Annotated in this window: 37 protein-coding genes; 29 read left to right on the top strand and 8 right to left on the bottom strand. The window is 63.9% G+C overall.

The window, feature by feature from the left end; all coding sequences use genetic code 11:
- From V5A19_RS10875 to V5A19_RS10800, 16 genes are all read left to right on the top strand, one after another.
- A partial coding sequence (locus V5A19_RS10875; RefSeq protein ID WP_332319199.1) for a hypothetical protein occupies positions 1-186 on the top strand: 186 nt, incomplete at its 5' end.
- A 74-nt stretch (positions 187-260) separates the two neighbouring features.
- Complete coding sequence (locus V5A19_RS10870; RefSeq protein WP_332319198.1) at positions 261-548, top strand: hypothetical protein; 288 nt, start codon at positions 261-263, stop codon at positions 546-548.
- 62 nt (positions 549-610) lie between these two features.
- Positions 611-853, top strand: a complete 243-nt coding sequence (locus V5A19_RS10865) for a hypothetical protein (RefSeq protein WP_332319197.1) — start codon at positions 611-613, stop codon at positions 851-853.
- Between the two features lie 56 nt (positions 854-909).
- Positions 910-1,182, top strand: a complete 273-nt coding sequence (locus tag V5A19_RS10860; RefSeq protein ID WP_332319196.1) for a hypothetical protein — start codon at positions 910-912, stop codon at positions 1,180-1,182.
- 140 nt (positions 1,183-1,322) lie between these two features.
- Entirely contained in the window at positions 1,323-1,805 is a 483-nt protein-coding gene (gene radC / locus V5A19_RS10855) for a RadC family protein (RefSeq protein WP_332319195.1), read from the top strand.
- A gap of 46 nt (positions 1,806-1,851) precedes the next feature.
- The gene (locus V5A19_RS10850) at positions 1,852-2,130 is read left to right on the top strand and encodes a hypothetical protein (protein WP_332319194.1); all 279 of its coding nucleotides are present in this window, start codon (positions 1,852-1,854) and stop codon (positions 2,128-2,130) included.
- Positions 2,130-2,384 carry a hypothetical protein gene (locus V5A19_RS10845; protein ID WP_332319193.1) on the top strand — a complete coding sequence of 85 codons (255 nt, stop codon included), beginning with the start codon at positions 2,130-2,132 and terminating at the stop codon, positions 2,382-2,384. The genes V5A19_RS10850 and V5A19_RS10845 overlap by 1 nt, the downstream gene beginning before the upstream one ends.
- Before the next feature lie 50 nt (positions 2,385-2,434).
- Positions 2,435-2,968, top strand: coding sequence for a hypothetical protein (locus V5A19_RS10840; RefSeq protein ID WP_332319192.1), 534 nt, complete (start codon positions 2,435-2,437; stop codon positions 2,966-2,968).
- 54 nt (positions 2,969-3,022) lie between these two features.
- Positions 3,023-3,460 carry a hypothetical protein gene (locus V5A19_RS10835; RefSeq protein WP_332319191.1) on the top strand — a complete coding sequence of 146 codons (438 nt, stop codon included), beginning with the start codon at positions 3,023-3,025 and terminating at the stop codon, positions 3,458-3,460.
- Between the two features lie 65 nt (positions 3,461-3,525).
- Positions 3,526-4,014: a hypothetical protein gene (locus V5A19_RS10830; RefSeq protein ID WP_332319190.1), complete on the top strand. Its 489-nt coding sequence runs from the start codon at positions 3,526-3,528 to the stop codon at positions 4,012-4,014.
- A gap of 49 nt (positions 4,015-4,063) precedes the next feature.
- Positions 4,064-4,600, top strand: coding sequence for a hypothetical protein (locus tag V5A19_RS10825; protein ID WP_332327798.1), 537 nt, complete (start codon positions 4,064-4,066; stop codon positions 4,598-4,600).
- A 70-nt stretch (positions 4,601-4,670) separates the two neighbouring features.
- Positions 4,671-4,883 carry a hypothetical protein gene (locus V5A19_RS10820; RefSeq protein WP_332319188.1) on the top strand — a complete coding sequence of 71 codons (213 nt, stop codon included), beginning with the start codon at positions 4,671-4,673 and terminating at the stop codon, positions 4,881-4,883.
- Between the two features lie 9 nt (positions 4,884-4,892).
- Positions 4,893-5,153 carry a hypothetical protein gene (locus tag V5A19_RS10815; protein WP_332319187.1) on the top strand — a complete coding sequence of 87 codons (261 nt, stop codon included), beginning with the start codon at positions 4,893-4,895 and terminating at the stop codon, positions 5,151-5,153.
- Positions 5,153-5,443 (top strand): hypothetical protein, encoded by a 291-nt coding sequence (locus V5A19_RS10810; RefSeq protein ID WP_332319186.1) that lies wholly within the window; start codon positions 5,153-5,155, stop codon positions 5,441-5,443. The genes V5A19_RS10815 and V5A19_RS10810 overlap by 1 nt, the downstream gene beginning before the upstream one ends.
- A gap of 10 nt (positions 5,444-5,453) precedes the next feature.
- A complete protein-coding gene (locus V5A19_RS10805; protein ID WP_332319185.1) occupies positions 5,454-5,966 on the top strand; it encodes a hypothetical protein in 513 nt (170 codons plus the stop codon).
- Positions 5,963-6,229, top strand: a complete 267-nt coding sequence (locus tag V5A19_RS10800; RefSeq protein WP_332319184.1) for a hypothetical protein — start codon at positions 5,963-5,965, stop codon at positions 6,227-6,229. Before V5A19_RS10805 ends, V5A19_RS10800 begins: the two co-directional genes overlap by 4 nt.
- A 739-nt stretch (positions 6,230-6,968) precedes the next feature.
- Here the strand turns inward: V5A19_RS10800 and V5A19_RS10795 are convergent.
- The 5 genes from V5A19_RS10795 to V5A19_RS10775 are packed head-to-tail and all read right to left on the bottom strand — an operon-like array spanning position 6,969 to position 10,587.
- Positions 6,969-7,358 (bottom strand): DUF1064 domain-containing protein, encoded by a 390-nt coding sequence (locus tag V5A19_RS10795; RefSeq protein ID WP_332319183.1) that lies wholly within the window; start codon positions 7,356-7,358, stop codon positions 6,969-6,971.
- Positions 7,348-7,665, bottom strand: coding sequence for a hypothetical protein (locus tag V5A19_RS10790; RefSeq protein WP_332319182.1), 318 nt, complete (start codon positions 7,663-7,665; stop codon positions 7,348-7,350). Before V5A19_RS10790 ends, V5A19_RS10795 begins: the two co-directional genes overlap by 11 nt.
- Positions 7,662-8,552 carry a hypothetical protein gene (locus V5A19_RS10785; RefSeq protein WP_332319181.1) on the bottom strand — a complete coding sequence of 297 codons (891 nt, stop codon included), beginning with the start codon at positions 8,550-8,552 and terminating at the stop codon, positions 7,662-7,664. Before V5A19_RS10785 ends, V5A19_RS10790 begins: the two co-directional genes overlap by 4 nt.
- A 26-nt stretch (positions 8,553-8,578) precedes the next feature.
- Positions 8,579-9,937 (bottom strand): replicative DNA helicase, encoded by a 1,359-nt coding sequence (gene dnaB / locus V5A19_RS10780; protein WP_332319180.1) that lies wholly within the window; start codon positions 9,935-9,937, stop codon positions 8,579-8,581.
- Positions 9,934-10,587, bottom strand: a complete 654-nt coding sequence (locus tag V5A19_RS10775; RefSeq protein ID WP_332319179.1) for a hypothetical protein — start codon at positions 10,585-10,587, stop codon at positions 9,934-9,936. The genes dnaB and V5A19_RS10775 overlap by 4 nt, the downstream gene beginning before the upstream one ends.
- A gap of 873 nt (positions 10,588-11,460) precedes the next feature.
- Here V5A19_RS10775 and V5A19_RS10770 point away from each other — a divergent pair.
- The 13 genes from V5A19_RS10770 (at position 11,461) to V5A19_RS10710 (ending at position 19,917) form a co-directional block, all read left to right on the top strand.
- Positions 11,461-12,282: a hypothetical protein gene (locus V5A19_RS10770; protein ID WP_332319178.1), complete on the top strand. Its 822-nt coding sequence runs from the start codon at positions 11,461-11,463 to the stop codon at positions 12,280-12,282.
- Positions 12,279-12,464 carry a hypothetical protein gene (locus tag V5A19_RS10765; protein WP_332319177.1) on the top strand — a complete coding sequence of 62 codons (186 nt, stop codon included), beginning with the start codon at positions 12,279-12,281 and terminating at the stop codon, positions 12,462-12,464. Before V5A19_RS10770 ends, V5A19_RS10765 begins: the two co-directional genes overlap by 4 nt.
- Positions 12,457-13,401, top strand: coding sequence for a recombination protein RecT (recT, locus tag V5A19_RS10760; RefSeq protein ID WP_332319176.1), 945 nt, complete (start codon positions 12,457-12,459; stop codon positions 13,399-13,401). Before V5A19_RS10765 ends, recT begins: the two co-directional genes overlap by 8 nt.
- Positions 13,402-13,404: 3 nt before the next feature.
- Complete coding sequence (locus V5A19_RS10755) at positions 13,405-13,680, top strand: hypothetical protein (protein WP_332319175.1); 276 nt, start codon at positions 13,405-13,407, stop codon at positions 13,678-13,680.
- Positions 13,665-15,371 (top strand): hypothetical protein, encoded by a 1,707-nt coding sequence (locus V5A19_RS10750; protein WP_332319174.1) that lies wholly within the window; start codon positions 13,665-13,667, stop codon positions 15,369-15,371. The genes V5A19_RS10755 and V5A19_RS10750 overlap by 16 nt, the downstream gene beginning before the upstream one ends.
- A gap of 167 nt (positions 15,372-15,538) precedes the next feature.
- Positions 15,539-15,922 carry a hypothetical protein gene (locus tag V5A19_RS10745; protein ID WP_332319173.1) on the top strand — a complete coding sequence of 128 codons (384 nt, stop codon included), beginning with the start codon at positions 15,539-15,541 and terminating at the stop codon, positions 15,920-15,922.
- Between the two features lie 32 nt (positions 15,923-15,954).
- The gene (locus V5A19_RS10740; protein WP_332319172.1) at positions 15,955-16,791 is read left to right on the top strand and encodes a DUF2303 family protein; all 837 of its coding nucleotides are present in this window, start codon (positions 15,955-15,957) and stop codon (positions 16,789-16,791) included.
- Positions 16,792-16,860: 69 nt separating this feature from the next.
- On the top strand, positions 16,861-17,130 hold the full coding sequence (locus tag V5A19_RS10735) for a hypothetical protein (protein WP_332319171.1): 270 nt from the start codon (positions 16,861-16,863) through the stop codon (positions 17,128-17,130).
- 388 nt (positions 17,131-17,518) lie between these two features.
- The gene (locus V5A19_RS10730) at positions 17,519-18,277 is read left to right on the top strand and encodes a hypothetical protein (RefSeq protein WP_332319170.1); all 759 of its coding nucleotides are present in this window, start codon (positions 17,519-17,521) and stop codon (positions 18,275-18,277) included.
- A 38-nt stretch (positions 18,278-18,315) separates the two neighbouring features.
- Entirely contained in the window at positions 18,316-18,777 is a 462-nt protein-coding gene (locus tag V5A19_RS10725; RefSeq protein WP_332319169.1) for a single-stranded DNA-binding protein, read from the top strand.
- A gap of 14 nt (positions 18,778-18,791) precedes the next feature.
- Positions 18,792-19,256 (top strand): dUTP diphosphatase, encoded by a 465-nt coding sequence (gene dut, locus V5A19_RS10720; RefSeq protein ID WP_332319168.1) that lies wholly within the window; start codon positions 18,792-18,794, stop codon positions 19,254-19,256.
- 12 nt (positions 19,257-19,268) lie between these two features.
- Positions 19,269-19,517 carry a helix-turn-helix transcriptional regulator gene (locus V5A19_RS10715; protein ID WP_332319167.1) on the top strand — a complete coding sequence of 83 codons (249 nt, stop codon included), beginning with the start codon at positions 19,269-19,271 and terminating at the stop codon, positions 19,515-19,517.
- A gap of 4 nt (positions 19,518-19,521) precedes the next feature.
- Positions 19,522-19,917 carry a hypothetical protein gene (locus tag V5A19_RS10710; protein WP_332319166.1) on the top strand — a complete coding sequence of 132 codons (396 nt, stop codon included), beginning with the start codon at positions 19,522-19,524 and terminating at the stop codon, positions 19,915-19,917.
- A gap of 109 nt (positions 19,918-20,026) precedes the next feature.
- Here the strand turns inward: V5A19_RS10710 and V5A19_RS10705 are convergent, their stop codons facing one another.
- The 3 genes from V5A19_RS10705 to V5A19_RS10695 all read right to left on the bottom strand — a co-directional run bounded on the left by V5A19_RS10705 (position 20,027) and on the right by V5A19_RS10695 (position 23,031).
- Positions 20,027-20,332, bottom strand: coding sequence for a phage fiber-tail adaptor protein (locus tag V5A19_RS10705; RefSeq protein ID WP_332319165.1), 306 nt, complete (start codon positions 20,330-20,332; stop codon positions 20,027-20,029).
- The gene (locus V5A19_RS10700; RefSeq protein WP_332319164.1) at positions 20,332-21,081 is read right to left on the bottom strand and encodes a hypothetical protein; all 750 of its coding nucleotides are present in this window, start codon (positions 21,079-21,081) and stop codon (positions 20,332-20,334) included. The genes V5A19_RS10705 and V5A19_RS10700 overlap by 1 nt, the downstream gene beginning before the upstream one ends.
- 1,422 nt (positions 21,082-22,503) lie before the next feature.
- Positions 22,504-23,031, bottom strand: a complete 528-nt coding sequence (locus tag V5A19_RS10695) for a DUF4376 domain-containing protein (RefSeq protein WP_332327797.1) — start codon at positions 23,029-23,031, stop codon at positions 22,504-22,506.
- Between the last annotated feature and the right edge of the window lie 93 nt (positions 23,032-23,124).

Below are 23,124 nucleotides of genomic sequence, written 5' to 3'. Positions count from 1 at the left end.
ACCTGTCTGAACGGCGAGGCCCTGGACGACGAGAAGGACTGGGAGGAGGTAGCCGCCGAGGAGGGCTATGAGTTCGTCCTGAGCATCACCGACCACGGCAACGCCACCCTGTACCGGGCCAAGGGCAACGGCATTGGCGACGCGCCCCGGATAGTCGGCTACGAGGATGTTTGGTCCGTGGTATAGGCGCCACCCCAGGGGCTCCGTCACGGGGCCCCGAGGGTGCCGCCTTGGCACCGCCACACACGGAGGACGCACCCATGGAAATCCCAGACTTCGCCAAAAAGGCCATGGCCCGAGGCATTGACGAACCCGAAGCCCTTAGCCTTCACCACTACATCACGCGAGGCGATCCGCTTGGTGGATTCCTTTCGGCCGTGATGAGTAACCAGCTAGTAGAAGCATATAGCAAAGCCGACAACCACAACCGCCAACACATGGAGGCCTACGCCTTTTTCCTTTTCAACGACGCCCCCATGGATTGCTGGGGGTCCCCCGAGGCGGTCCAAGAATGGGCTCATAAGGGCGGGCTACTGGGGACCGCGTGAGGCAGCGCACAGGGTCCGAACGCCGGGCCCTGGACGGTGCCACCCAAACCAAGGAGACAGCCATGGACGTAAAAATCACCGAACGCACCGCCGAGCGTGCCGCCCTGGCCCTGCGGAACCAAGAGCGGGAGAAGGTAGAAGCCGCCCGCCAGGTTTCAGCCATGAAGCCGGGAGGCCCCGGAGACCTTATCCAAAGCCCCGCCATGGTAGCCGACACCTTGCGACAGGAGGCCATGCGGGACGCCAACGCCGCCCAGGAGATCGAAGCCGCGCTGGGCTGGGAAGAATACATAGAGCAGGAATAGCCACCAGGCCGGGGCGCCGCACCAAGCCGGCCCCGGCCCACCACCAGGAGCGAATCATGTGCGAGCGCATCGACATACTCCAAACCGGGATTGAGCGAATCGCTACCTTGGCCGGGGAAGTGGCCGAGGCCCAAGCCATTGACCGAAAGGGGAATTACCTTCCGCAGCAGGCCCGCAAAATCGCCCGGGCCCTGGCTTATGAGCAGGGATACATCCTGGCTGCGTCGGCCGTGATCAACGTTGAGCTTCACAAGGAATGGGCCCACAAGGCGGCCTTGCTTGCCGAGGACTGCGTCACAGCGCCGGCCGCCAGCCCGTTCGCACCCTAAGACCCACACGGCGGGGCTGTTGCGGGAAGTGGTCCGGCGCCTGGAGGCCCGGACGTAGGGAGGCAGCGCAGAGGGTCCGACAGCCGGGCCCTCGACGGTGCCAACGGCGCCACATCACACACCACACGGAGGACGCACCCATGGGAACCCTGTTCGTCAAGGAGTCACACGGGCACTACCGGCCAGCGGTGACCGGCGAAATCGTGGAGGCCGCCCGCCAGGAGCTGGCGGACCGCATCCAGGCCGGCCAGTCCATCGCCAGTGCCCTGGAGGCCCAGGACTACGTCCACCTGCAAATCGGGCACCGGGACCGGGAGGTTTTCGCGGCCATGTTCCTCGATGCCCGCCACCGGGTCCTGGCTTTCGAGGAGCTTTTCTACGGGACCATAGACGGCTCGGAAGTCCATGCCCGGGAGATCGTGAAGCGGGCCCTCCACCACAACGCCGCCCGGTGCATCGTGGCCCACAACCATCCGTCCGGGGTGGCGGAGCCGTCCATGGCCGACCACAAACTGACCGATACCATCCGCCAGGCCCTGGACCTGGTGGAGGTTCGGCTTCTGGATCATTTCGTGGTCGGGGGCGGGGAAACGGTGAGCTTCGCCCGGCGGGGCCACCTGTAACAACCACGGGCCCTGCGGGGCCCGGCACACACAACGGAGGACCAAAATGGACGTTATGACAGAACCCGAAGGGCAGGCATGGAGCCCAGTAGAGAAAGCGCACCAGTACCGGAAAGCCCTGAACAAGCTGGCCGAGTTTGACGGCCGCTTTGTGCGCCGATTGAACCAAATAGACGTAAATCGCATCCAGGAAATCACCGCCGAGCACCGGATCATCCGACAAGAAGTGCTCAGCTACTCCACCGCCACCAAGGCGCCGTACATCGACCTGTCCGACTTGCGGGACACGGTCCGCCGAATCGAAGCAACCTTGGAGGCAACATAATGAATAAACAGGACCTTTTCCCTTATATCGCTTATGCCTTGGATGATTCCGGCGAGCCCCGCAACGTGGAAAACGCGCCCGACGACGCCCGGATAGTGGCGTGGCAGTGCGGCTTTGAGCCCTTAGCCGTTATTGTCTGGAGCTATACGGGGGCGGAATTGCCGGACCAAGATGCTGAAGAAATGGCCGCCGACTACTTAGAGAAAATAGAATGGTTTGACGGTGAACCGCTGGAAGCGGATTACATCCTTTGACCAACAAGCGCCGGGGGCGCCGGCTCCCGGCCATTACTGGAGGCGCTGCAATGACTACCGCAACTATCGGCCCCGTTGCAACTTCAACCGACAATGCCGATTTGATCCCGGCTCTAATGGACGAACTTGCCGACCTGGAGGGCCGGCCAGTGGAATGGGCCAGCCAGCGATGGCCCAACCTCACCGCCTTACCGGCCACGGACGAATGGTGGGAAAGCGCCGCGGCTGAACAGCTGCGCGAGGAGCTGGCGGAGCGCCTGGACGAATTGGCGCCGCTGTTTTGCCGCTTCGAGGAGCGCGACACCATCCGGGGCACCATGTACGGCTTTTTCCCGGATATGGAACGAATCCAAGAAGGCGAGGATATAGCCCACCTTACCGATTCCGGCCACCATGGCGCCGGCTTGGAATTGGACGGCGAGCCGGCGCCGGACGGTGAATGGGTCCCCATGGCCGAGTATCGCCTGTTCGTGCTGGGCATCGAAAAATATAGGCACGTCGCCTATGTCAACGATCATGGGAATCTGGACGTATATGAATGGCACCAGCCGGAAGAGTACCGCTTGCTGTTTAGCGCCGTATAATCAACAAGCGCCGGGGCTGATAGCCCCGGCCCGCAACAACTAGGAGACGCAATCATGGGAATCGGAGCCTACGGCGGATTCGACAATGACGCCAAGGCCGTCACCATCGACTGCCTGAACATGATCGAGCACTGGGAGGAGCAAGGCGAGCCGGACAATCTGATAGGCGAGCTTATACACGAGGACGTGGTGGGCGCTATTTGGGCCGCTTTGCCCCCCTCGTTTGTCGAGGCGGATCGAAGCCACAGCAAGGACCACATGGCCCTCGCGCACAATGACCTGCTCGTGGTGGAGATCATCGGCTGGGAGCACGACATAGGGCTCCGGGTCCGGGTCCGGGATTCCCTGGAATACTGGGAAGAAAACCTGGCCTACCAGACCCTGGAGCGCACCGCCCGGGGGTTTTTCGACCGGCTTTCCCGACACCTGGATTTGCGCGTCAAAACCGGCGCCTTTGCGTCCGCCCCCTACCAGCCCAAACAGGCCGTATAACTTAGGCCTTTGAAGCCCAAAAGCCCGGAGTTTTTCTCCGAGCCCGACACACGGAGGACGCACTCATGGGACACGACGAGCACCCCGACGCGAAAACGATAGGACCCCAGGCCCACGCCCTGGCCCACGCCGCCGTCATCATGGAGCGGGCCGGCTTATGCCGGGAGGCTTCCGAACTGTACGAGCGGGCCGCCGACAGGTTCCAGGCCGTCAACATGGAGAACGAGGAGGACGGTGCGCGCTCCCTGGCCGCCAAGTGCTGCCAGCAGACCGAGCGCACACCCTTTGAAGTCCTAGCCGATGAACTAGAACGCGCCGAACAGCGGGTGGAGGATGCTGAATATGCGATTCGCCATGCGCCCGCATCCTGGAGCGAGCCAGCAATAAAAGAGTATGCGAAGAAATGGCATACCCCGGATACCGAGGGCGCAATCAACCAGGCCACGAACCAGGCTGGTATTAGTGGCGCAGACCTAGAACCCGCCGTCCACGAATCGGAGGAATTGACGGAACGGCTCCGAGAGCTACAAGAAGCCATCGAGGACGAGGACTAACAACACCAGGCCCCCACACGGGGGCCCACACAACACGGAGGAGAAACCCATGAGCCTTACCACTCACAACCATCGCCGCCCCCTGACCAATCGGGACGTGGAGCAGCTCAGTATCGGGGACGACATCCTGATTCCATCGGGTCTCGGGGGCGCCTTCCGGGTGGCCCTGAAAGACACCCTGAAATGGGACGAGCACCCGGAACACGACACCTTCTGGTTCGCCAACCTGTCCCCGGGCTTTGAAGGATGGACCCTCAAATACTCGCGGCGGGCGCTGCTGGCAACCGGGTTCTACAACTACCGGCTAACCATGGCCACCAAGGCCAGTGAGATCCGCGCCGAGCTGAACTGCTGGAAGGGGCGCCAGCTCCTGGACCTGGCCCTGTTCGACCTTCTGGCTGGCGATTTCGAGTCGGCCCGGTCCAACCTGCTGACCGCCCCTTTCTATGCCCAGCTCGACGCTCCCACCGATGACCCCTACGCCCTTTTGGCCGGACGGGTGAGCCGCGAGGTGGCCCCGCGCCTGGCCGACGCCTGCAAGCGGTATCGGGCATTTCTTGGGGTATCGCTGGAATCTACGCCATAGCTCACGCAAAGCCACGCGGTATTCACACACAGCCGCGTGGCTCTCACGCACAACCACGGAGGCATAAGCCATGAGCCAATGGAGCAACGCCCGCTATAACCGCTTCGAGGAGGAGGCCGAGGCCGCCGGCTACGAGGTGGAAACCTACCAGGGCCGCAACTTCTACCACGGCCCGGCCGTGCAGGTGGACAGCCAGGAGGAATACCAGGAGCTGATCCGGGCCACCTCCATGAACCTGCAAACGGACCAGATGGGGCTCGACCTCATCGTCTATCCCCGCTAGGAGAACGCCATGGCCTACGAAACCATAGGCCGTGCCGGCGAAACGGCCGAGCACCTGGCCGCCGCCCTGGCGGAACAACCTGCGGGCCGCCGGCTGGACCAGGCCACCGTCCAGAAGATTATCCGAAGCCACCTGCTGAACGAGTACGGCCTGGCCCTCCCGTCCGCCCCGGACACCGCCCAGCGCCTGGCTAACGTGGCCGCCGAAACATGGGTCAAATTCGGGCGCCTGTACGACGCCAACGACCGCAACACGGAGGAGGAAACCTGATGGGGCTCAAGAGCAAGAAAAAGCTGTTCGAGTTTCTGGACACGGTGGATCCGACCCTGATCGGCGGGGTTGGATACTTCGCAAAACACGGCCTTAACCACGTCAAAGTAAGCGACGAGACCTACGGCAAGCGGTCCATGATCTACCTGAGCGCGAGAGGCTGGCAGGAACGGATAGAGCTGGAGCGCCAGCTAAAGCGCAACGGGTTCCACCCCCAGGAGGATTACGGGGTCCCCGGGAAGCTGGAGGTCCAGGTCAGCTACTTCAAAGGAAAAAACTGGGACGAGTGAGGAGAAACCCATGATTACGATTACGCTGCAAGGCGGCCCCCTCGAAAACACCGAGCTTTTTTCGGCCCCCAACCTGCCGGACCAACCCCTCCTGGTGGGGATCCCCAAGGAGGGCGAACAACTCTCGGAAGGCCTGGTCGGGTTAATGGCGGTTAAGGAGGAGAACCCGAATACCGCCCTGGACGAGGCCCGCCAGCACATGCCCCAAGGGGTCGCCATCTATCGGATCTTCCCGAGTGGCGATGGCCGTTTCGTGGAGATCAACGAGCACGGCAGCGAGGAGGAGCCCCCCGACGAGGAAGCCCTATGGGACTACTGGGAGGGGTGTACCGACCAGCTCATGGCCGAGGCCCAGCGCCTCACCGACAACGGCGTCCCCCTTCCCGTCGTGGCCGCCGCCATGGGCGCCGCCGCCTCGAAAACCGTGGCCAAGCTGGACGACACGCCGCATCGAACGAAGCTGCGGAACTACCTGGCCAGCCACATCTTGCAGGAGGATCAAATCGAGGAGGACCAAACGTGAACCTGGTGACCACCTGGCTGGAAATCGAGAAGGGGGCCGGCAAGGGCATCACCCACGCCGCCGAGGACCTTTCGGCAGCTACCGGCCTGTACGCCGACACCAGCGCCATCCGCAAGTGGGAGAGCGGCAAGCGCCGCGTTCCCCCGCTGGCCATGGGGCACATGCTGGAGCGCAGCCTGTACGAGGTCCTGCGTCAGGAAGGGGTGAGCATCGGCCGGCCGGCTGCCAACCAGGCGGCCCGGCGCCTGAGCCCGCCCGGCTAGGGGATATACCCGGCGGCCCGAAGCTCGGCCGCCGCCCCCTGTTCGCCCCACTCGTACCACAAATCGAGCTGGGCTCTCAGATCCCTCGCCGCCCGCTCTTGGGTGGCGGGGGAAAATCGTTTTCGGTCCCGGGCCCAGGCCCCTCGGGACCACCCGGAAGCCGTCCGTGCCCCGGCCCAGCTCAACACTTCATCGAGCACCCACATTTTCGGAAGGTTCCCCCACCGCTCGTCCCGGGTCAGGGCGACCGCCATGCGCCCGCAAGCGCCGCGCCTGCAATCCGGGGCATGGGCAGCCAGGAGGGCATCCCAATAATCCCCGGCCCCGCGCCGGGCCTTGGACCAAACGAAACCCGCCTCAGCCTGACGCTCCCTGGGGTCTAGCTTCGATTCCCCACCCCCCGACGAATAGATCCCGGAAATGCCGGCTGGCGCCCGGGCGTCAATATCGGCCGCCCACCGAACCGCCCCGGCAACGCTACCGAAGGGGGCCCAACTCTCCGCTTCCGCCATGATCCGCTCCCGTGCTGGTGGATTGCCTGGCCGCCAGCCGGAAGCGCGTCAAAGGGGCTACCTATCCGAAAAGCGGGGACCGAAAGCGCACCCTCGGCACCGCTCCCCACGGTCCGGGTCCCGCGCTTGGCTATTGGGGTCCAGGGTCAGCCGGTAAAACTGGCAGGGGACCGTCCGGCGCTCGGTGCCGGGCCGGGAGCTGTGGCAATCGTAAAGGTTGGGTGCGCTCATGCCTGAATGATTTCCACCTGGACCCCGTACTGGGCCTTAACGCAGCGCCGCTTGAACCGGGACAGGGCCGTATCCTTGCCCTTCACGTCCTCGACCCGGATCTGGCCCTCGCTGTCCCGGTACTGGAAATCGCCGTAGTAGGTGCCGACCTTCTCGCCGTTGATCTGGATGGGGAAGGCCGGCTGGAGGGTGAGCCCACTAATCCGGCCGGCCCGCTCCAGCAGCAGCAACTCGACCCAATGCTCATACTCCGCTTTGGAGTCGAATTTAATCAGGGTGCAGCCGCACCTACGGCAACTTCCATCTTTCGGGTGCGGAACCTGGCAATTCCCGCAGGCCCAGACCTTGCGGGCCTTGTACTTGTGCCCCCGCTGCTTATACCTCACCCACCACCTCCTCCCAGGTCAGGGCCATAACATCGGCCTTGATCTGCCCATCCGGCACGTCCGGGGTGTAGACCCCGATCAGATACGGCCCGTATTGGTCCAGCCGGAGCTGGTCGGTGGCGTCGAAGTGGCGAAGGGAAACGTCCCCGTCCTCGGTCTCCTGCCAGTACACCGCCCGGGGGCCCAGAAACTCATGGATCCGGCGGCGCTTGGACTTGGCCTTCACCCGCTGCTTTTTCCACTTCTCACGGATTCGGGCCTCCAGGTTCCCGGCCGTTTTCTCGTCAAAGATAGGCGTCCCGATCATGCTTCCTCCTCCATCGGCTCCAGGTCCGGCAGGGCCCAACCAATGCCGAGGATGGCAGCCGTCCCCCGGATAGCCTCCGGCGGGGCCTGGGCCAGCGACTCCACCCCGCACTCCGCCCGGAACCGCTCGTGGGCCCATGCCGAGCGGTAACGGGCCGCCTTCCGGTCAGCCCAATCGCGGGCTTCCTCACGGCTGATTGCCGTGGGGGTATGCCCTTTCTCCTCCTCGGCGGCCTGGTACAGGGCAATCCAGCCATTGTTGTGCTGGTTCCGATGGTGGTAATCGCACAACGGGAAGCCGTGGTAGGGCGGCTTGACCGACTTCCCGGACCCGGCGGAGACCCGGGTAACGTGGGCGTATTGGGTGGCCTGTCGGCCGGTATCCCGGTCGTAATCGTAGCGACCGCACACGGCGCAGGGGTGGGTTCGGACCCATTCCGCGAACCGCTCCTCGGACCCCAGCGCCTGGGCCACGGCCTGGGACCGGAAAAACCCGGCCTGGTGAAGGCGCTTGGCAACGCCAGCATAGGGGCGCTCGGTTTCCGGGGCGGGAACATCCTCCTCCCGCCACAACCGCACCCCGAAAATATCCTCCCGGCGGGTATGGTCGAGGAACCACAACCAGGTCTCCCGGGTTACCTCCAGTGTGATCCGGTACACCTCCCCATCCTTGTTCCGGCCGGCGGTTGGGTTGGGATTCCAGGCCTCCAGCTCGAACAGGAAGGTGCCGCCCTGGAAGGCCCCCTGCCCCCGGACGCGCATACCGGTGGTCTTGGTGGTCTGGAAGTAGCGCCAGCTCTCGTAGTCGGTATTGAAGCGGATCCGAAAGCGCGGTCCCGCGTCCGGCTCGGAGAACTGGAGGTTCCGGTCGGACAACCCGATGCTCAAGCCGTGGTCCGGGTAATCGAGCGGGTTCAATCCGGCACCTCATGGGGGTCGAGGTCAGCGAACATGGTCTGGTTCTCGACGTAGGCGCAATGGATCTGCCCGGTCGGCCCCTGGCGCATCTTTTCCACCAGCAGCCGGGCCTCCCCGCCCTGGAGCGGGGCGCCGGTATCGGGGTCGGTGTCGAAGTAAACGCCGGGCCGCCAGGGGAATAGGATGATGTCCGCGTCCTGCTCCAGGGCGCCGCTCTCGCGTAGATCGGCCATCTGGGGCCGCTTGTCCTGGCGTTTCTCCAACTCCCGGGATAGCTGGGCCATGACCATGACGCCGACGTTCAGCTCCTTGGCGATCCGCTTGAGCCCCCGAGAAAGCTCGGAGACCTCCTGCTGCCGGTTCTCCCCGCCCTCGGGCTCCAAGAGCTGGATGTAGTCCACCAGGACCATGTCCAGCCCCTGCTCCTGCTTGAGCTGGCGGGCCCGGCGGTAAATCTGGGAGGGGGTCAGATCGCTGGCGTCGTCAATGTGGATGGGGGCGTCTTTGAGGCGGGATACCGCCTGAGCCACCCTCGGCCATTCGTCCTCGGAGAGATCCCCCGACCGGAATTTCTCCACCGGGACCTTGGCCTTCTGGGCCCAAAGGCGGTAATTCAACTGCACGTCCGGCATTTCCAGGCTGAACATGGCGGTCTTGTAGCCGGCCTCGGCCAGGTTGCGCTGGACCGTCAGGGCGTATCCGGTTTTGCCCATGCTCGGGCGGCCGGCCACGATGATGTAGTCCCCGTGCATAAAACCGCCGAAACGGTTATCGAAGCGCCCGATGCCAGTGGGCATTCCGACCGTCCCACCCTGTTCCCGAATCTCGTGCTTTTCCCGTAGGTCCTCGTAGGCCCGCCGCATTACGTCGTTGAGGTGGGTCAGGCCCCGGTCCTTGGCCTCGTCGCCGGACTGGGTGAGCTGGAATATCTGCTGGCCGGCCCGGTCCAGGACCGCATCGAGCCCCTTCTCACCCGGCTGGGTGGCCTCCTGGGTCAGGTCCATGCCCAGCTTGGCCGCCTCGCGCTGCCGGGAAGCCTCCCGAACCACGCTGGCGTAGTGGCCGACATTGGCGGCCGTGGGGGTATCATTGGCCAGACTGGCCAAATACCCCATGCCGCCAATCTCCTCCGATTGTCCGCGCTCCTGGAGGATGGCGTCCACCAGGACGAGATCGGCCTCCTTCTGGCGCTCCAACGCGGTCCCGATGGCCTTGAATATCTGCTGGTGGTCGTATCGGAAGAAATCGCCGGACTCGACCTGGTCCGCCACGGTGTCCCAGGCCCGGCCGTCGATCATTAACCCGCCCAGCACGGCCTTCTCGGCCTCGATGTTATGGGGTGGTTCCGCCTTCAAAGTTCCCCTCCTCGCGCCGCACGGCTGCCGCTGAACTGGCTGGCCGGGGCCTTGCCCTCACCGCTGGCCAGGTCCATGAAATGCTCGACCTTGGCCCCGCCCCGGCAGATCAGCTCGATGTCGTCGTACCGCTGGCTTCGGTCGTTGTGGCCCATGTGGTGGGGGGACTTGAGGATCCCGTCCACGGCCTGCTTGAGATCGGCCACGGTGTAGCCCTCACGCAGCCGGGCCTGGATTTTGCGGCGCCTGTCGCTGGTGAGCTTGGTCTTGCCGGTCTTGCCGAGTTTCTCGCGCCAGTAGTCGAACACCTCGCGCTCGGGGGGAGGTTCGTCGGAGGCTTCCGGCGGGTCCCCCGTGGGGGGACCCAGGGGGGACTCCTGTTCCTGCTCCTGCTCCTGCTCCTGCTCCTGCTCCTGCTCCTGATTAAGGGAAGCCTTCTCGAAGGCTTCCGGGAAGGCTTCCTGGTAGGGTTTGCTAAAGCCTTCCAGGAAGTCTTTAGCATCCTGTAATACACGGGTTTTTAGATTGCACTCGGGTATCAGATCGTCGGCCTGAACCCAGGCCTTTACGACGTTTGGAGACTCGGGTGGGTTGTACTTGAGGAAGTTTGGAAGCCAGATGCACCCGGCCTTCTCGTCGGCCTTTGTCATACCCTTTGAGGAGGCTTCCTGGAAGGCTTCCCGAAAGGCTTTCTCGGACCATTTCAGCTCCGATGCGAGTCCTTCCATGGTTGCTCGCATCGCACCCAGCGCGGTCATGTGGGGGTGGGTTAGAACAAACAGAAAGGCGAGCTTGCCGCTATCCGAAATAGCCCGAAAGTCCGCATCGTTCCAAATCCTGGGATCAACCTTGCGGTATTTACCCATTCGGGCCTTCCCCGGGCAGGCCTTGAGCCAGTCCCGTTTTCATGGTTTAATCCTCCCATCGGTTTCGACCCCACACCGGGGGTCCTCCGTGTCGTGTGTGGCCCCACCCTTCTCCGAGGGTGGGGTTTTTTTAATTCAAAAGCCGGTATTGGTTGGGAAGGGGATATTGCGCTGGTCACGGCGGCGAATCACCTCAATGACTCCTTCTGCCTCCAGCTCGGCTAGGCGGAGTCGAATGGTTCGCCAAATGAGTCCAGTTGCCTCCTCGAACCCCTGGTGGCTCAGGATTGCCCCTTTTGCCCCTTTTGCCCCGGGCCGGGATCGGAGTACCTCCAAAAGTCGTGGAATTTCGTCTATACGTTGCACGACAAAACGGGCTGGCTTCAACCCCCTACCATGGATTCATCAACGAAGGCTCGTTCCAGGCAACGGTGGTTATTTTCGTGGCCTACCCTGTGTAGGACGTAAAAAGGCCCGCTCGGGGCAAAAGGGATAAACCCGAGCGGGCCGGCCAGGCTGGCGACCAGGCAGGGAAATCCTGCCTGGTTTTTTTACGTTCCGCAATATCACTGGGGTTGTTGAAAGGGGGTTGAAAAGCTTGGCATGGGGTTAGTAGGGTCGGGGAAGTCTTATTTGGCGACCGGCAAAAGGGACAGCATGGCTCTTATTCGCGTATCCGCCCTACCCCAATATCCCGACTGCCCGAGGCGGACTGCCGCCAAGCTATGGCGGAAAACCTTGGCCGATGCCGGCTACGAGCTGCGGGATTTGCCCCAGCACGTTGGCGGCGCCACCGGCACCGGAACCCATGAGGCCGGCGCATACGCCCTAAGTGAGCGCCGGGACGGCCGAGAAGCCAATCAGCAGGAAGCCGAGCAACGCGGCCTCCAGGCCCTGGAGGACGCCATCCAGGAGGGAGTGGTCTGGGACGGCACCACCCCCAACCTGAATACCGCCCAGAAACAGGTTCTGCGCCAGTACCACGCCTACCGGGACCAGATCATCCCCCATACCAGCCCGGTGGAGGTGGAGGCCCGGTTCAAGGCCACCACCCCGAACGGCCACACCCTATCCGGCCAGGTGGACGTGCTGGACCAGGCAGCCCTCCGCGATACCAAGACCGGCAACTACCAACGGGTGAACGTCGCCCAGTACGGCGGCTATTCCCTCCTGCTTCGCTCCAACGGGATGGCCGTGCCGGCCATCTACGAGGACTTCATCCGCCGGGTGAAGGTCAAGGAGCCCCAACCCCCGGTCGAGCCCAAGGCCTACCCCGTCGAAACGGCGGAGCGCGTGGCCTGGGGGATTATTCAGCGCATGGAGGCCGACCTGGCCGATTTCGAGCGCACCGGCCAGGCCGAGACCTTCCTGGCCAACCCCACCTCTATGCTCTGCTCGCCCGATTTCTGCCCGGCTTTCGGGACCGCCTTTTGCCCCGAGAGCCAGTACCACCCCAAGCACACAACGGAGGACCCATGACCCTACACCGCCGAAAACCGGAATGGCTGAGGCTTTACAACCGCCAAAACCGCGCCCTGTGGAGGTTCCGGTGGAAGATGATGGCCCACCACCTGGGCAAGGACCAGGTGGACACCTCCTTGGCCATCCGTATCCACATTCAAGACACCACCGCAACAACGGAGGAGCTGTCCCATGGCTAACCAGCCGCAAAAGACCCAGAAGTCCCCGGCCAAGACCGTTTGGGACATGATGAGCAAGCACCAGGGCCAGATTAAGGCGGCCCTACCCAAAGGTCTGGAGTCCGAAAGGCTAGTCCGGATCGCCATGACCGAGATCCGTAGCAACCCCAAGCTCCTCGAATGCGAGCCCAAAAGCCTTTTCGGGGCCGTGATCCAGTCGGCCCAGCTCGGCCTGGAGCCCGGGATCATGGGGGAGGCCTACCTGATCCCGTTCAGGAACAAGGGCCAGATGGAGGTCCAGTTCATCCCCGGTTACAAGGGGCTGTTGAAGCTGGCCCGGCGCTCCGGCCAGGTCAAGAAGATCGAGACCGGGGTGGTCCGTGAGAACGATGTTTTTGAGGTCGAGTACGGCACCTCGGAAAAGCTCCGGCATATTCCAGCGCAACAGGACCGGGGCGGCATCCAGGCCGTCTACGCCCTGGCCAAATTGCGCGACGACGAGGGCGGGGAGCCGGAGGTTCAGTTCGAGGTTATGTCCCTGGACGAAATCGAGGAGGTCCGAAGCACCTCGAAGGCCAGCCAGTCCGGGCCGTGGGTGGACTGGTGGGAGCAGATGGCGCGAAAAACCGTCGCCAAGCGCCTTATCAAATGGCTCCCCACCAGCGTCGAGGCCCAGGAGGCCGTGGCCCTGGACGAGCGGGCCGATGCCGGCGTCAGCCAGGGCAACACCTCCGTAATCGAGGGCGAATATCAGGCCGCCAGCCAGGGCGGCGGCAGCGAGGAGCCGCCGACCATGACCCAGCCTGGCGAGGACACCCCGCCGGTCGAGCCGGAGCCGGTCCAGACCGCCAGCGAGCCGGCTGCCGGCGGCGAGCCCGAAGCGACGCAGGCCGGCGGCGAACCGGAGCCGGCGCAGGCCGAGTCCGACGACGGCCTGCCGGCCTTCGGGGAGGACTGAGCCATGGCCGGGAATCCCCCCGGCGTCCCCGGCGAGGACGCCTACCACGACCGCCTCCTCAAGCGGCACCTCGACGCCCAGGAGGCCCAGGAGGCGTGGGAGGCCCGGGTCAGCGAATGGGCCGACGACCTGCAAGCCGACGATCCGACCATGCCCCGGGAGGATGCCGTCGAGAAGGCCGAGGAGCTGATCCGGGAGCATGACCGCGCCGAGGAGGAACGCCGGGCCCAGGACCTGGCCGACGACCGCGAGGAGCGAGATCAATGGACGTGCAGATAAGGAGTTATCGCGGCATCGAGCGGGCGGAGGTCCACATGGACCCCATCGCCATCGTTGCCGGACGCAACGGGGTCGGCAAGACCTCCATCACCGAAGGGGCCGCTGCGGCCCTGGCCGGTGAGCCCCTTCCGATCTTCGAGGGGGAGAAGCCGGCCATGAAAAAGAAGGACGCCAACGAGCTGGTGGCGGCCGGCGCCAAGCGCGGCAAGGCCGTGGTGGCGAGCAGCGAAGGCTCCTCCTGGGTGAACTGGCCCGGGGCCAAGGCCCAAACCGAGGGCAAGCCGCCCCAGGCCTCAGCCGTGGCCACCGGCCTGATCGACTGGCCGGCCCTGCCCGAGAAGCGGCGGGCGGCCACGCTCCAGGACCTGCTCCAGGCGGCCCCCACCTTCCAGGATCTGGAGGGGGCCGTGGCCGACGAGCTGGTGGAGTACACCGACGAGGACCGCCATCGCCTGGCGAGCGTCTGGGAGCAGATCGAGCGCGACGGCTGGGACGCGACCCACAAGGCCTACCAGGACGAGCTTTCCCGGGCCAAGGGCCGGTGGGAAGAAGCGACCGGCGAGCGGTGGGGCTCCGACAAGGCGGAAAACTGGGTCCCCGAAGGGTGGGATCCCGGGTTGAACGACATCGCCCTGGATGACTGGGAAACCGCCCTGGCCGATGCCAAGGAGCGAGCCGACCAGGCCCGGAAGGCCCAGGCGGTCAATGAGGATCGCCGCGCCCAGCTCCAGGAGAAGGCCGCCGATCTGGAGACCGCCCAGGCCGAGAAGCGCCAGCTCGATGACCAACTGAGCGAGGCCCAAACGCAGCTCCACACCATTCGGGCCGAGTACAACCAGATGGCGGCCCAGCCGGACGCCCATTGCCCCGAATGCGGGGTAGCCCTGGCCATCCCCGAGGGGGACCCCCAGGACCTTACGATTTACGAGGGGGAGCCGGCTGATACGGTCACCCTCCAGGCCAAAAGGGAAGGCGTCCAGGCCCAGCATGAGCGGCTGGAAGCCCTGCGCCAGCAGCGGGACGAGGCCGCCGCCAAGGTCCAGGCCGCCGGCAACGCCCAGGCGGAGCTGGAGGCCATGCCCGAGCCCGACCAGGGGGACGGCGACTCCGACCTGGCATCCCTGGACGAGCAGGTGGACCGCCTCCGGCAGAAGCGCCAGGCCAAGGTGACCATGGACCGGGCCCGCGAGGCCCACACCGAGGCCGTGGTGCTCGGTGCCATCGTCACCGCCCTGGCCCCCTCGGGGGTACGGCGCCAGGCCCTGGTGCGGGCCCTGGACAGCTTTAACAAGCACCAGCTCTACCCCGCATCCGCCTACTGGGACCAAACGGTGTGGCTGGACGAGGATTTCCTCCCCCACTACGGCCAGCGGCCCTGGCACCTGCTTTCCCTGTCCGAAGCCTACCGGGTGCGGGTGTCAGTCCGGCTCGCCTTTGCGGACCTCGACGGCTCCGACGCGGTGATCCTGGACGGGGCCGACGTTCTGGACGCCAAGGGCCGAAAGCACCTGATCCATACCCTGGTCGCCGCCTTCAACGAGGCCACCTTCCCCGACCACTACATGGTTGGCATCACCCTCAACCGGCCCGACCAGGCCCCGGACCTGGAAGGCCACGGCCTGGGATACAGCTACTGGGTGGAGGAAGGCAAGGCCAACCCCATCCACCACGATTCGCAAGGAGCCGCCTGATGGAGCCGACAACCCCCTGGGTCTGCCCGACCTGCGGGCAGAAGATCCGCAACCACACCTATTTCTGCCCCCGTTGCGATTTGACCGGCGACCCCTGAATGGGGGTGGGGACGGAAATTGGGCGAATTTTTAACGGCGGAAGCACCAACACCAAGAAGGAGGCGTCAATGAGCAATTCGTTTCTGACCAACCTCAACACCCAGCGGGGCGGCGCCCTGATGGATGAACTGGGCGACGAGTACCGGGACCTGATTGCCGCCGTCCGGGAGACCGGCAAGAAAGGCAAGCTCACCCTGGAGCTGGAGGTCAAGCCCGGCGGCGGCGAGGACAACGAGGTCATCCACGTCAAGGACAACGTGAAGATGACCGTACCCGAGCACGACCGCAAGCCGAGCGTGTACTTCTCCACCCAGAACAACGAGCTGACCCGCCAGCACCCGGAGCAGCAGGAGCTTCCGGTGCAGGACGCCACCCCGGGCGTGGAGACCCAGGCGGCGCCCAAGGAGGTCCCCGAAGCGGAGGCCGGCCCGCCCAAGGAAGCTGGCAGCTAACCCCTTTTCACTAACGGAAGGAGCACCCAACCATGAGCGATCAAGGCGACAATCTCGAAGCTGTCCTGGCGGCCGGCGCGGCCACCGGGACCGCTGCGAAGGTGGAACCGGACGACCAATACGCCGTGGTTCCGAACAACTACCGCCTGATGGACCTGGAGCGGTTCCACCCAGCCCCCCGACGCACGCGAGACAAGGTGGAAATGCAACGCCTCCAGTCCTTGATCCAGTATGTCCAGGATTTCAAGGACCCCGGAACGGTTGTCTATGCGGAATACGACGAGGACCGTATCGAGGCGATTATCGACCACCCGGTCCCCGACGAGCCCCGCTGGGGAGATCACCGGGCGAACTACGTTTGCCCGAAATCCAAGGAGTGGCGGACCTGGAACCGGCACGACGGCATAAAGGCCGGCCAGGAGGATTTCGCCCAGTTCCTGGAGGACAACCAGGAGGACATCTTCATCCCGGAATCCGACAAGGTCGCTCCCAGCGCGGCCGACATGCTGGAGTTCGCCACCACGCTCAATGCCAAGCGGAACGTGACCTTCAACTCCAGCACCCGCCTGAGCGACGGGTCCGGCCAACTCAGCTTCAAGGAGGAGGTCAACGACACCGCTGGCAAGTCCGGCCAAATGGTCATCCCCGGCCATTTCTACATCGCCATCCCGGTGTATCAGGGTGGTGACCCTTATGTGGTGAAGGCCAAGGTCCGCTACCGGGTTAAGGATGGGGACCTGGCGCTCTGGTACGACCTCCACCGGCCCGAGAAGGTGCATGAGCGGGCCTTTGAAGGAATGGTCGATCAGATCGCGGCCGAAGTGGAGTGCTCCATCTACTGGGGTATCTACGCCGGAAGTAAAGATTAGGCGCCGGTAGCTCGCCGCGTCCCCGCCGGGGGCGCGGCTGGATGCCGGAGCAACCAAGCGGAGGAATGAGTGGCCGACCTTCACGAACAGCTCCAGGAAACCCGGGGCCGTGTCTGGGGATCCGTTTCGTCCTGGATAGCGGCCAAGGAAGGGAAGCTGTACGCCGAGCATTGCCTGGACCGGGCCATCCAGGCGGCGGAGCGCCAGGACCGGGAGAGCACCGCCGACTGGCTGCGGACCGCCCGGCTTCTCCTGGCCGACCAGGGCAGCGACCCCGAAATCCTCAACCCGGCCTTCCAGATCCTGGGGAAGGCCGCAAACGGCAAAAGCGACGCCTGACACATGACAGGAGGATCCCGTGCGCGAGAAGTCCATCCCTCACCGCGTTTACGACAAGCTCTGCTATCAGAAACAGAAAACCAAGTTTGATCTTGAAAAAGAACTAGGTATTTCTAATAAACAGATCGGTGGTGCGCTTGACTCTTTAGTCCGAAGGGATGTCGCAGAAATCGTTAAGCGTTACCCGCTACCCCATGGGGGGAACATGGCCGGCTATGTTCGTACAGGGGAAACCCCCAAGTTTCATGCTTCAAACGGGATGGTGGGTCTCTCTACAAGAGAGGGCTCCAGTGGGGTTAGCAAGGGAGCCAAAACAGGCCAGGAGGAGCGCCCGAGCGGGTCGGAACCCGTCACACCGGAGAACCAGCCAGCCCAGGAGCTATTGCCCATGGGAGAAGCTAGTGCCGTTCAAGAATCTGCCACCAAGGCCTTTGAGGGACTTCGGATCTACTGGATCGACGGCGAGCCCATGGTCTACGACCTGGACCTGGCGAGGGCGCTTGGGTACTCGCGTCCGCGTAGGATTCGTGAACTTATCGGGAGGCTCCTGGAAAGCGGGGTAGTCTCGGAAGGAACCGCCGCACGGCGCGGCGGTTCCCAAACTACTACCTACTACCTGGGCGAGAAGGCCGCCCTCAAGGTGGTTACCAAATCGGAGACCCCCCGGGCCGACGCCATCACCGACCACGTCATCGATGTTTTTACCCAGGTCAAGAAGGGCCAGCTCCCACAACAGGTCGAACCGGAGGAGCCCAAATATCCGCTGGGTGTTCAGTTCGCGGAGAACGAGGAGGTGGCGCGGCTAATGGGGCTCACTCCCGAGAAGGCCGCTGCGGCAGCAGCCCGCCTAACCGAGAGAGAAACGGGGCGCCGCGTTACGAGCCTTTTCAATGGTTGGGGGGACTACCTAACGGTAGCCGATATGGCGGAACGGCTCGGAACCACGGAGCGAAATCTTAACCTCGCCCTGGAGGCGAATGGGCTCCATGTTCGCAACGATTCCGGTCCTTATAAGTTCAAGCCTACCCAAAAGGCCGTGGGTTACTACATCTACCAGCCAAAGGAAGAACCCCCACCCACTGGCCCCAACCACGAAATCATGTGGCACCAGGATGTTCTGGAGCTGTTCGAGGTCGCTAGTCCCTGATCAACCCGTTTTCGGGTAACTCAACAACGGAGAGCGTCATGCCTCAAGGCGTCAACAAAGTCATCCTAGTCGGCAATCTGGGCCGTGACCCGGAAGTGCGTTACACCGGAAGCGGGACCCCGGTTGCCAACATGAGCCTGGCCACCACCGAGCGGTACAAGGACCGCGACGGCAACCAGCAGGAGAACACGGAATGGCACCGGGTCATTGCCTGGGCCCGGCTGGCGGAAATCTGCGGCGAGTACCTGCGGAAAGGCTCTCAGGTCTACTTCGAGGGCAAGCTCCAGACCCGGAAGTGGCAGGACCAAAGCGGCCAGGACCGCTACACTACCGAGGTTGTGGCCCAGCAGATGAACATGCTCGGCGGCGGCCAGGGCGGTGGCTCCGGCGGCGGCTCCTCGGACCAGGGTGGCGGCCAGGGCGGCGGCCAAGGTGCCGGCCAGGGCGGCGGTGGCCAGCCGGACTTCGACCAAGACTTCGAGGACGATATTCCGTTTTAAGAACAGGAGCTTACATGATTGATCTGCCTTTCCAGTACGTCGGGAACGGGCCCGAGGCTTACGCCGAGCACGGGCCGCCGGCCTATAAGACGGAGCAAGCCGCCGGGTTCGACCTGCGGGCCGCTATCACCGAGCCGATTAACGTGCGGCCGGTGGTGTTCGGTGGCGGCCCGGTTAGTATCCCCCTGGGTATCGCCTTCGCCGTGCCGGTGGGGTACGAACTCCAGCTCCGAGCCCGGTCGGGGCTGGCGTCGAAGTGGGGAATCACCCTCACCAACGGCGTCGGCACCATCGACGCCGACTACCGTGGCGAACTGGCCGCCTTGATTTCCGTATTGGGGCCCAAAAACTATCCGGTGCGGCCCGGCCAGCGAATTTGCCAAGCCGTTCTCGCCCCCGTGTCGCCCGGTGCTATCTCCGAGCACGAATCCCTGCCGGAATCCGAGCGCGGGACTGGCGGTTTCGGCCACACCGGATAAGGAGGCGTCGAGTTGGAGGAGGATAAGGTAAGCAGCGAAGTGGAAGGCGAGTACACGGACCGCTGGCTCAACGTCCATGACGTGATGGCCATGTTGGCGATAAGGGGGCGCAGCACCCTCACCCGGCGGATCCGTCGAGGGGACGTGCCCCGCCCCTTCTACCCGTTTGGCGAGAACGGCGGGGGGCGCTGGTGGGAATCCGAGATCCTGGAGGCTATGCGGAAGATGGATTACCGGGAGCCTCACAACACGGAGGAGTAACCGAATGAGGCCTGGGAAGCAGATTAGACCGGCCCGGCAGGCTCGAATCCTGGCCTCCCGCCCCCTTCTGGAGCGCACCCTGGCCATCATCCAATGGCGGGACGCCGCTATCGCGGACGGTTGGCTGGTGGTGCCCAAGGTGCCCGGCCAGGATTGGGAGCAGGCCTGCGTCCTCCACCGGGAGGACTTTCAAGCCCTGTGCGTCACCCGTAACGAGGGGACCGATACCCTGACCATCTGGGCCCCGGACGGGATGCAGGTGCCCACCCCTAACCCCTACGACTGGGAGAAGGTAAAGGACGGGGTTTCAACCTGCCTGTTCTGCGGGGCCACGGGCATCGCCCCCCACCTGGTTGGGGAGGGCGGTCGGGCCTGTAAGGAGTGCCTGGCCAAGCTGTAACAACATGCACTACGACCGCTACGACTACTTCAAGGAGAAGCGCGATGCACTGGAGGCTTGGGAGGTGGTTCTGCGGGGCAATGTTGTGGGGTGAAGGGGGCCTGACGCCTCAATAGTCAAAGACGAACAGGAACCCCTCGCCCTCCAGCACGTCACCGGCATTGGTATCCACCACCGCCGTCACCTTGTAGAGAACTTCATGGGTTCCGTCACCGATCTGGACCTGGACCTTGTCGCCATCCGTGTTGATGACCCCGTTATCCAGCGTGAGGGCCGTTTCCTCGGTCCCAGAAACCACCTCGTAGGTGACTTCCTGGATGTTGGTTATCACGTCCCCCCGCTTCATTTCGGGAAAGGCCGTAAAGTCCAGGGTGTATTGCCGGGACTCCGAGGGCTGCTTCTCTAGCGTGACCATTACGTCGTGTTCCCGCTGGTGGTCAGGGTGAAGCTAGTCTGCTGCGGCGCCTCGCCGGCCGGCAGGGTCAGCTCGGCCCACACCCCCTGGGCGTCGGTGGCCGTCAGGTCGCCCCCGGCAACCGACTTGGTGGTGCTATCGAAGGTGTAGCCGCTGGGAGCGGTCTGCCTGTCACCGCCACCATTGGTATCGCTCCCGTTGAGGGTCCCTTCCAGGTCGAATGCTACCTTCCCGGAGGGATCGGCGCTTTCGGCAATGGAGGCGCTGGTCAGGGCCGTGGAGCCGTTGTTGTTCTTGATAAAGAACTTCTCGTAGTAGGTCCGCTCGACCCCATCGGAGTCCTCGGCCAGGGCGTCGTAGAAGGGCCGGCGCACCTCCAGCACCCCGGGCTCGATGACCATGAGCGTGTCGCCCCCGGTTGCCTCGGTGAGGGTGATGTTGCCCGCGTGGGAGGCACTGACCACCACTTTCAGGATGATGTCGAAGGTCTGAGCACCGTTGACGGTTGTGGTGCCGTTGAGGGTCAGGGTCTCGGAGACCAGGACGCCCTGGTCATCCCGGCCATGAATGGTCACGTCCTGGGAGTCGCCACTGTCGTCGGAGACCACGTCCACGGTGTCGGCCGGGGCAACATCGGTGAAGCTCACCCGGATGCTGGTGTCGATGGCGCCGCCGATGTCGGTCACCGAATCGTCGTCCGGCATGGTGGCGGAGCCATAGGCAACGAGATCGTCTGCGGTTACGGCCATGGTTCGCTCCTTTTTGAGCTACTGGAGGTAGAAAATAAGGGACCGGCCAGCCAGAACCCATTCGGCCCCGCGCCTTGGTTGGACCCAAACATGCCCCCTGGCGTCGATCTGCCAAGTCAGGGCGCCTTCCTTGAACGGGTTGGGCCCATCCCAGGCAACGAGAATGGCTATGTCGCCAACGGTTTCCCCGCCCCACCCGATGCTTACGCCGGTATCGGCCTGGGCCAGTCGGAGCCAGGAAAGGTTGGCGGTTATGGGAGCCCCGGGGACTATCGCCCGCCAGGCGGTAGGAGCAGGGCTCTCTTGCCGGGCCGTACCGGACCAAGCGGTGGCGAATGGTCCGGCCCTGCTGGTCGTAGCCAGCCAGGAAACCGGCAGATCCGTGGCCACGGAAACGGCGGTTAGGTTGAGCCAGGCAACGGGTATATCGGCCGAATCGGATAGCGCCCGCCGCCACCCAACGGGGTGAACACCCGCCTGGGAGAGACCCCCGGACCACCCGATGGGAACAATGCCGTCCGACCCCACCAGATTGCCCCAGGCCAGCGGCAGGCCCGAGTCGGCTGATACGGCCGTGAGCCGGAGCCAGGCGGTTGGCACCCGTACCGAACCAGCGAGCGCGCTGCGCCATTCGACCGGGACATCGGAGGCTTCGGCAATCGCCCCGGCCCATTCCAGTGGAACCCGAGCTTCCCCGGCAATCGCCCCGGCCCATTCAACTGGAATCGGGCTCAGGGCTGCCCGCTGCGCCATCCACCCGATAGGCATGAAGGTGTCAGCGGAAACATCGGATTCCGACCCCCGCCAGGCGACAGGAATAACCGCCGCTGCCTCGGGGCGAGCCATCCAGGCAGAAGGCAGGGCGGACTCGCTTTGGGCAAAGCGGGCCCAGGCCACTTGAGCGGCTGCCTCATCGGCCAGGCTGATGGCCCACGAAATAGGCAGCAGGCTATCCGCCGTTACGGTCGTTCTCTCCCTCCAAGCAATCGGTATCTGAGATTCGCTGGTGCGGGGCGCCCGATAGGCCACCTGGAGGATTGCAGGGGCTTGAGGCCGACCACGCCACGCAGTCGGAATGAGGCTTGAGGCTGTGGCGGTGCCCCGGTAGTTGGCCGGAATCCTCCCATCGGTCGATGTTTGCCCCCTCCAGGCCGCCGGAGCCGTTCGGCCAATCGCCCTGGCCGACCGCCAGCTAACCCGAATTGTATTGTCCCCGGAGACCGTCCCCAGTAGGCCAACAGGTAAGGGGAAATCAGCCGTGATGGTCTCGCTTGTAGCCTCCTCGCGCTGCCAAGGAACCCCCAACGGGCTGATGCCGAGGGGGGCCGTTAAACCGGGCATGATCCCGGTTGCCTGGTTAAACCCAGGCGTTCCGAGCGGTTTTACACCAAGGGGGGCAACAAACAAGAACTACCCCTTATCTCAGGAGGGCCAACCGCTGTTGATGGAAACAGCCCTTAGATCGTACATATCGGTAGCCGCATCCAACTCGCTCTCCAATTCGGCCTGCCTATCGAATGCCAAGCGCCGATGCTCCCGGATTACTGACAACAGCTTGTCCGCCTTGGCCCCGTCCAGGGTTGTCCATTCATGGGGCTGGAACTCCCAATCAACCTCGGTAACCACCCCGGCGTCGATCTGTTCCTTCACGTCCTTTACGTCATCCCGTGTAGTGCGGTCGGTGCGGGTTTCCAGGGTTTCACCATCGTAATCAAAGGTGGTGCCGCTATCCTCGACCTCCTTACGCATTTCCCTGGCCTGCTTACGCTTGATCTCTCTATGCTTATCCACGTCATAGGCTTCAATCGTGTGAGTGACCTCAACGTAGTCGGAGTACACATCCCATTCTTCGGGCGGATTCTGCACCACCGAATCGGTAATCCGGTCCACATCGGAGAGATCGGGGTACTCAACCGGTAACGCCGACTCATGCGGCTTTTCTCCCGCCACGACATGACGCACTTTGCCCTTAACGATTGTTGCGTAACGCTGGATCATGCCGTGTTCTCCTCAATCATTTCAGCTTTGTTCTTACTAAAGGTA

This window comes from Thiohalorhabdus sp., assembly GCF_036628635.1.
Taxonomy (GTDB): Bacteria; Pseudomonadota; Gammaproteobacteria; order Thiohalorhabdales; family Thiohalorhabdaceae; genus Thiohalorhabdus.
The sequence above is the reverse complement of the archived record's forward strand: the minus strand, read 5'-3'. Positions and strand labels throughout refer to the sequence as shown.

Bases quoted from the DNA above. Each gene is read 5' to 3' on its own strand.
- V5A19_RS10745 (WP_332319173.1), top strand. From the start codon at position 15,539: ATGAGCAATTCGTTTCTGACCAACCTCAACACCCAGCGGGGCGGCGCC.
- V5A19_RS10725 (WP_332319169.1), top strand. From the start codon at position 18,316: ATGCCTCAAGGCGTCAACAAAGTCATCCTAGTCGGCAATCTGGGCCGT.
- V5A19_RS10860 (WP_332319196.1), top strand. From the start codon at position 910: ATGTGCGAGCGCATCGACATACTCCAAACCGGGATTGAGCGAATCGCT.
- V5A19_RS10710 (WP_332319166.1), top strand. From the start codon at position 19,522: ATGAGGCCTGGGAAGCAGATTAGACCGGCCCGGCAGGCTCGAATCCTG.
- dut (WP_332319168.1), top strand. From the start codon at position 18,792: ATGATTGATCTGCCTTTCCAGTACGTCGGGAACGGGCCCGAGGCTTAC.
- V5A19_RS10865 (WP_332319197.1), top strand. From the start codon at position 611: ATGGACGTAAAAATCACCGAACGCACCGCCGAGCGTGCCGCCCTGGCC.
- radC (WP_332319195.1), top strand. From the start codon at position 1,323: ATGGGAACCCTGTTCGTCAAGGAGTCACACGGGCACTACCGGCCAGCG.
- V5A19_RS10835 (WP_332319191.1), top strand. From the start codon at position 3,023: ATGGGAATCGGAGCCTACGGCGGATTCGACAATGACGCCAAGGCCGTC.
- V5A19_RS10755 (WP_332319175.1), top strand. From the start codon at position 13,405: ATGGCCGGGAATCCCCCCGGCGTCCCCGGCGAGGACGCCTACCACGAC.
- V5A19_RS10810 (WP_332319186.1), top strand. From the start codon at position 5,153: ATGGGGCTCAAGAGCAAGAAAAAGCTGTTCGAGTTTCTGGACACGGTG.
- V5A19_RS10820 (WP_332319188.1), top strand. From the start codon at position 4,671: ATGAGCCAATGGAGCAACGCCCGCTATAACCGCTTCGAGGAGGAGGCC.
- V5A19_RS10775 (WP_332319179.1), bottom strand. From the start codon at position 10,587: ATGACAAAGGCCGACGAGAAGGCCGGGTGCATCTGGCTTCCAAACTTC.
- V5A19_RS10770 (WP_332319178.1), top strand. From the start codon at position 11,461: ATGGCTCTTATTCGCGTATCCGCCCTACCCCAATATCCCGACTGCCCG.
- V5A19_RS10815 (WP_332319187.1), top strand. From the start codon at position 4,893: ATGGCCTACGAAACCATAGGCCGTGCCGGCGAAACGGCCGAGCACCTG.
- V5A19_RS10850 (WP_332319194.1), top strand. From the start codon at position 1,852: ATGGACGTTATGACAGAACCCGAAGGGCAGGCATGGAGCCCAGTAGAG.
- recT (WP_332319176.1), top strand. From the start codon at position 12,457: ATGGCTAACCAGCCGCAAAAGACCCAGAAGTCCCCGGCCAAGACCGTT.
- V5A19_RS10825 (WP_332327798.1), top strand. From the start codon at position 4,064: ATGAGCCTTACCACTCACAACCATCGCCGCCCCCTGACCAATCGGGAC.
- V5A19_RS10740 (WP_332319172.1), top strand. From the start codon at position 15,955: ATGAGCGATCAAGGCGACAATCTCGAAGCTGTCCTGGCGGCCGGCGCG.
- V5A19_RS10730 (WP_332319170.1), top strand. From the start codon at position 17,519: ATGGGAGAAGCTAGTGCCGTTCAAGAATCTGCCACCAAGGCCTTTGAG.
- V5A19_RS10790 (WP_332319182.1), bottom strand. From the start codon at position 7,665: ATGATCGGGACGCCTATCTTTGACGAGAAAACGGCCGGGAACCTGGAG.
- V5A19_RS10830 (WP_332319190.1), top strand. From the start codon at position 3,526: ATGGGACACGACGAGCACCCCGACGCGAAAACGATAGGACCCCAGGCC.
- V5A19_RS10805 (WP_332319185.1), top strand. From the start codon at position 5,454: ATGATTACGATTACGCTGCAAGGCGGCCCCCTCGAAAACACCGAGCTT.
- V5A19_RS10700 (WP_332319164.1), bottom strand. From the start codon at position 21,081: ATGGCCGTAACCGCAGACGATCTCGTTGCCTATGGCTCCGCCACCATG.
- V5A19_RS10750 (WP_332319174.1), top strand. From the start codon at position 13,665: ATGGACGTGCAGATAAGGAGTTATCGCGGCATCGAGCGGGCGGAGGTC.
- V5A19_RS10870 (WP_332319198.1), top strand. From the start codon at position 261: ATGGAAATCCCAGACTTCGCCAAAAAGGCCATGGCCCGAGGCATTGAC.
- V5A19_RS10765 (WP_332319177.1), top strand. From the start codon at position 12,279: ATGACCCTACACCGCCGAAAACCGGAATGGCTGAGGCTTTACAACCGC.
- V5A19_RS10705 (WP_332319165.1), bottom strand. From the start codon at position 20,332: ATGGTCACGCTAGAGAAGCAGCCCTCGGAGTCCCGGCAATACACCCTG.
- V5A19_RS10840 (WP_332319192.1), top strand. From the start codon at position 2,435: ATGACTACCGCAACTATCGGCCCCGTTGCAACTTCAACCGACAATGCC.
- V5A19_RS10845 (WP_332319193.1), top strand. From the start codon at position 2,130: ATGAATAAACAGGACCTTTTCCCTTATATCGCTTATGCCTTGGATGAT.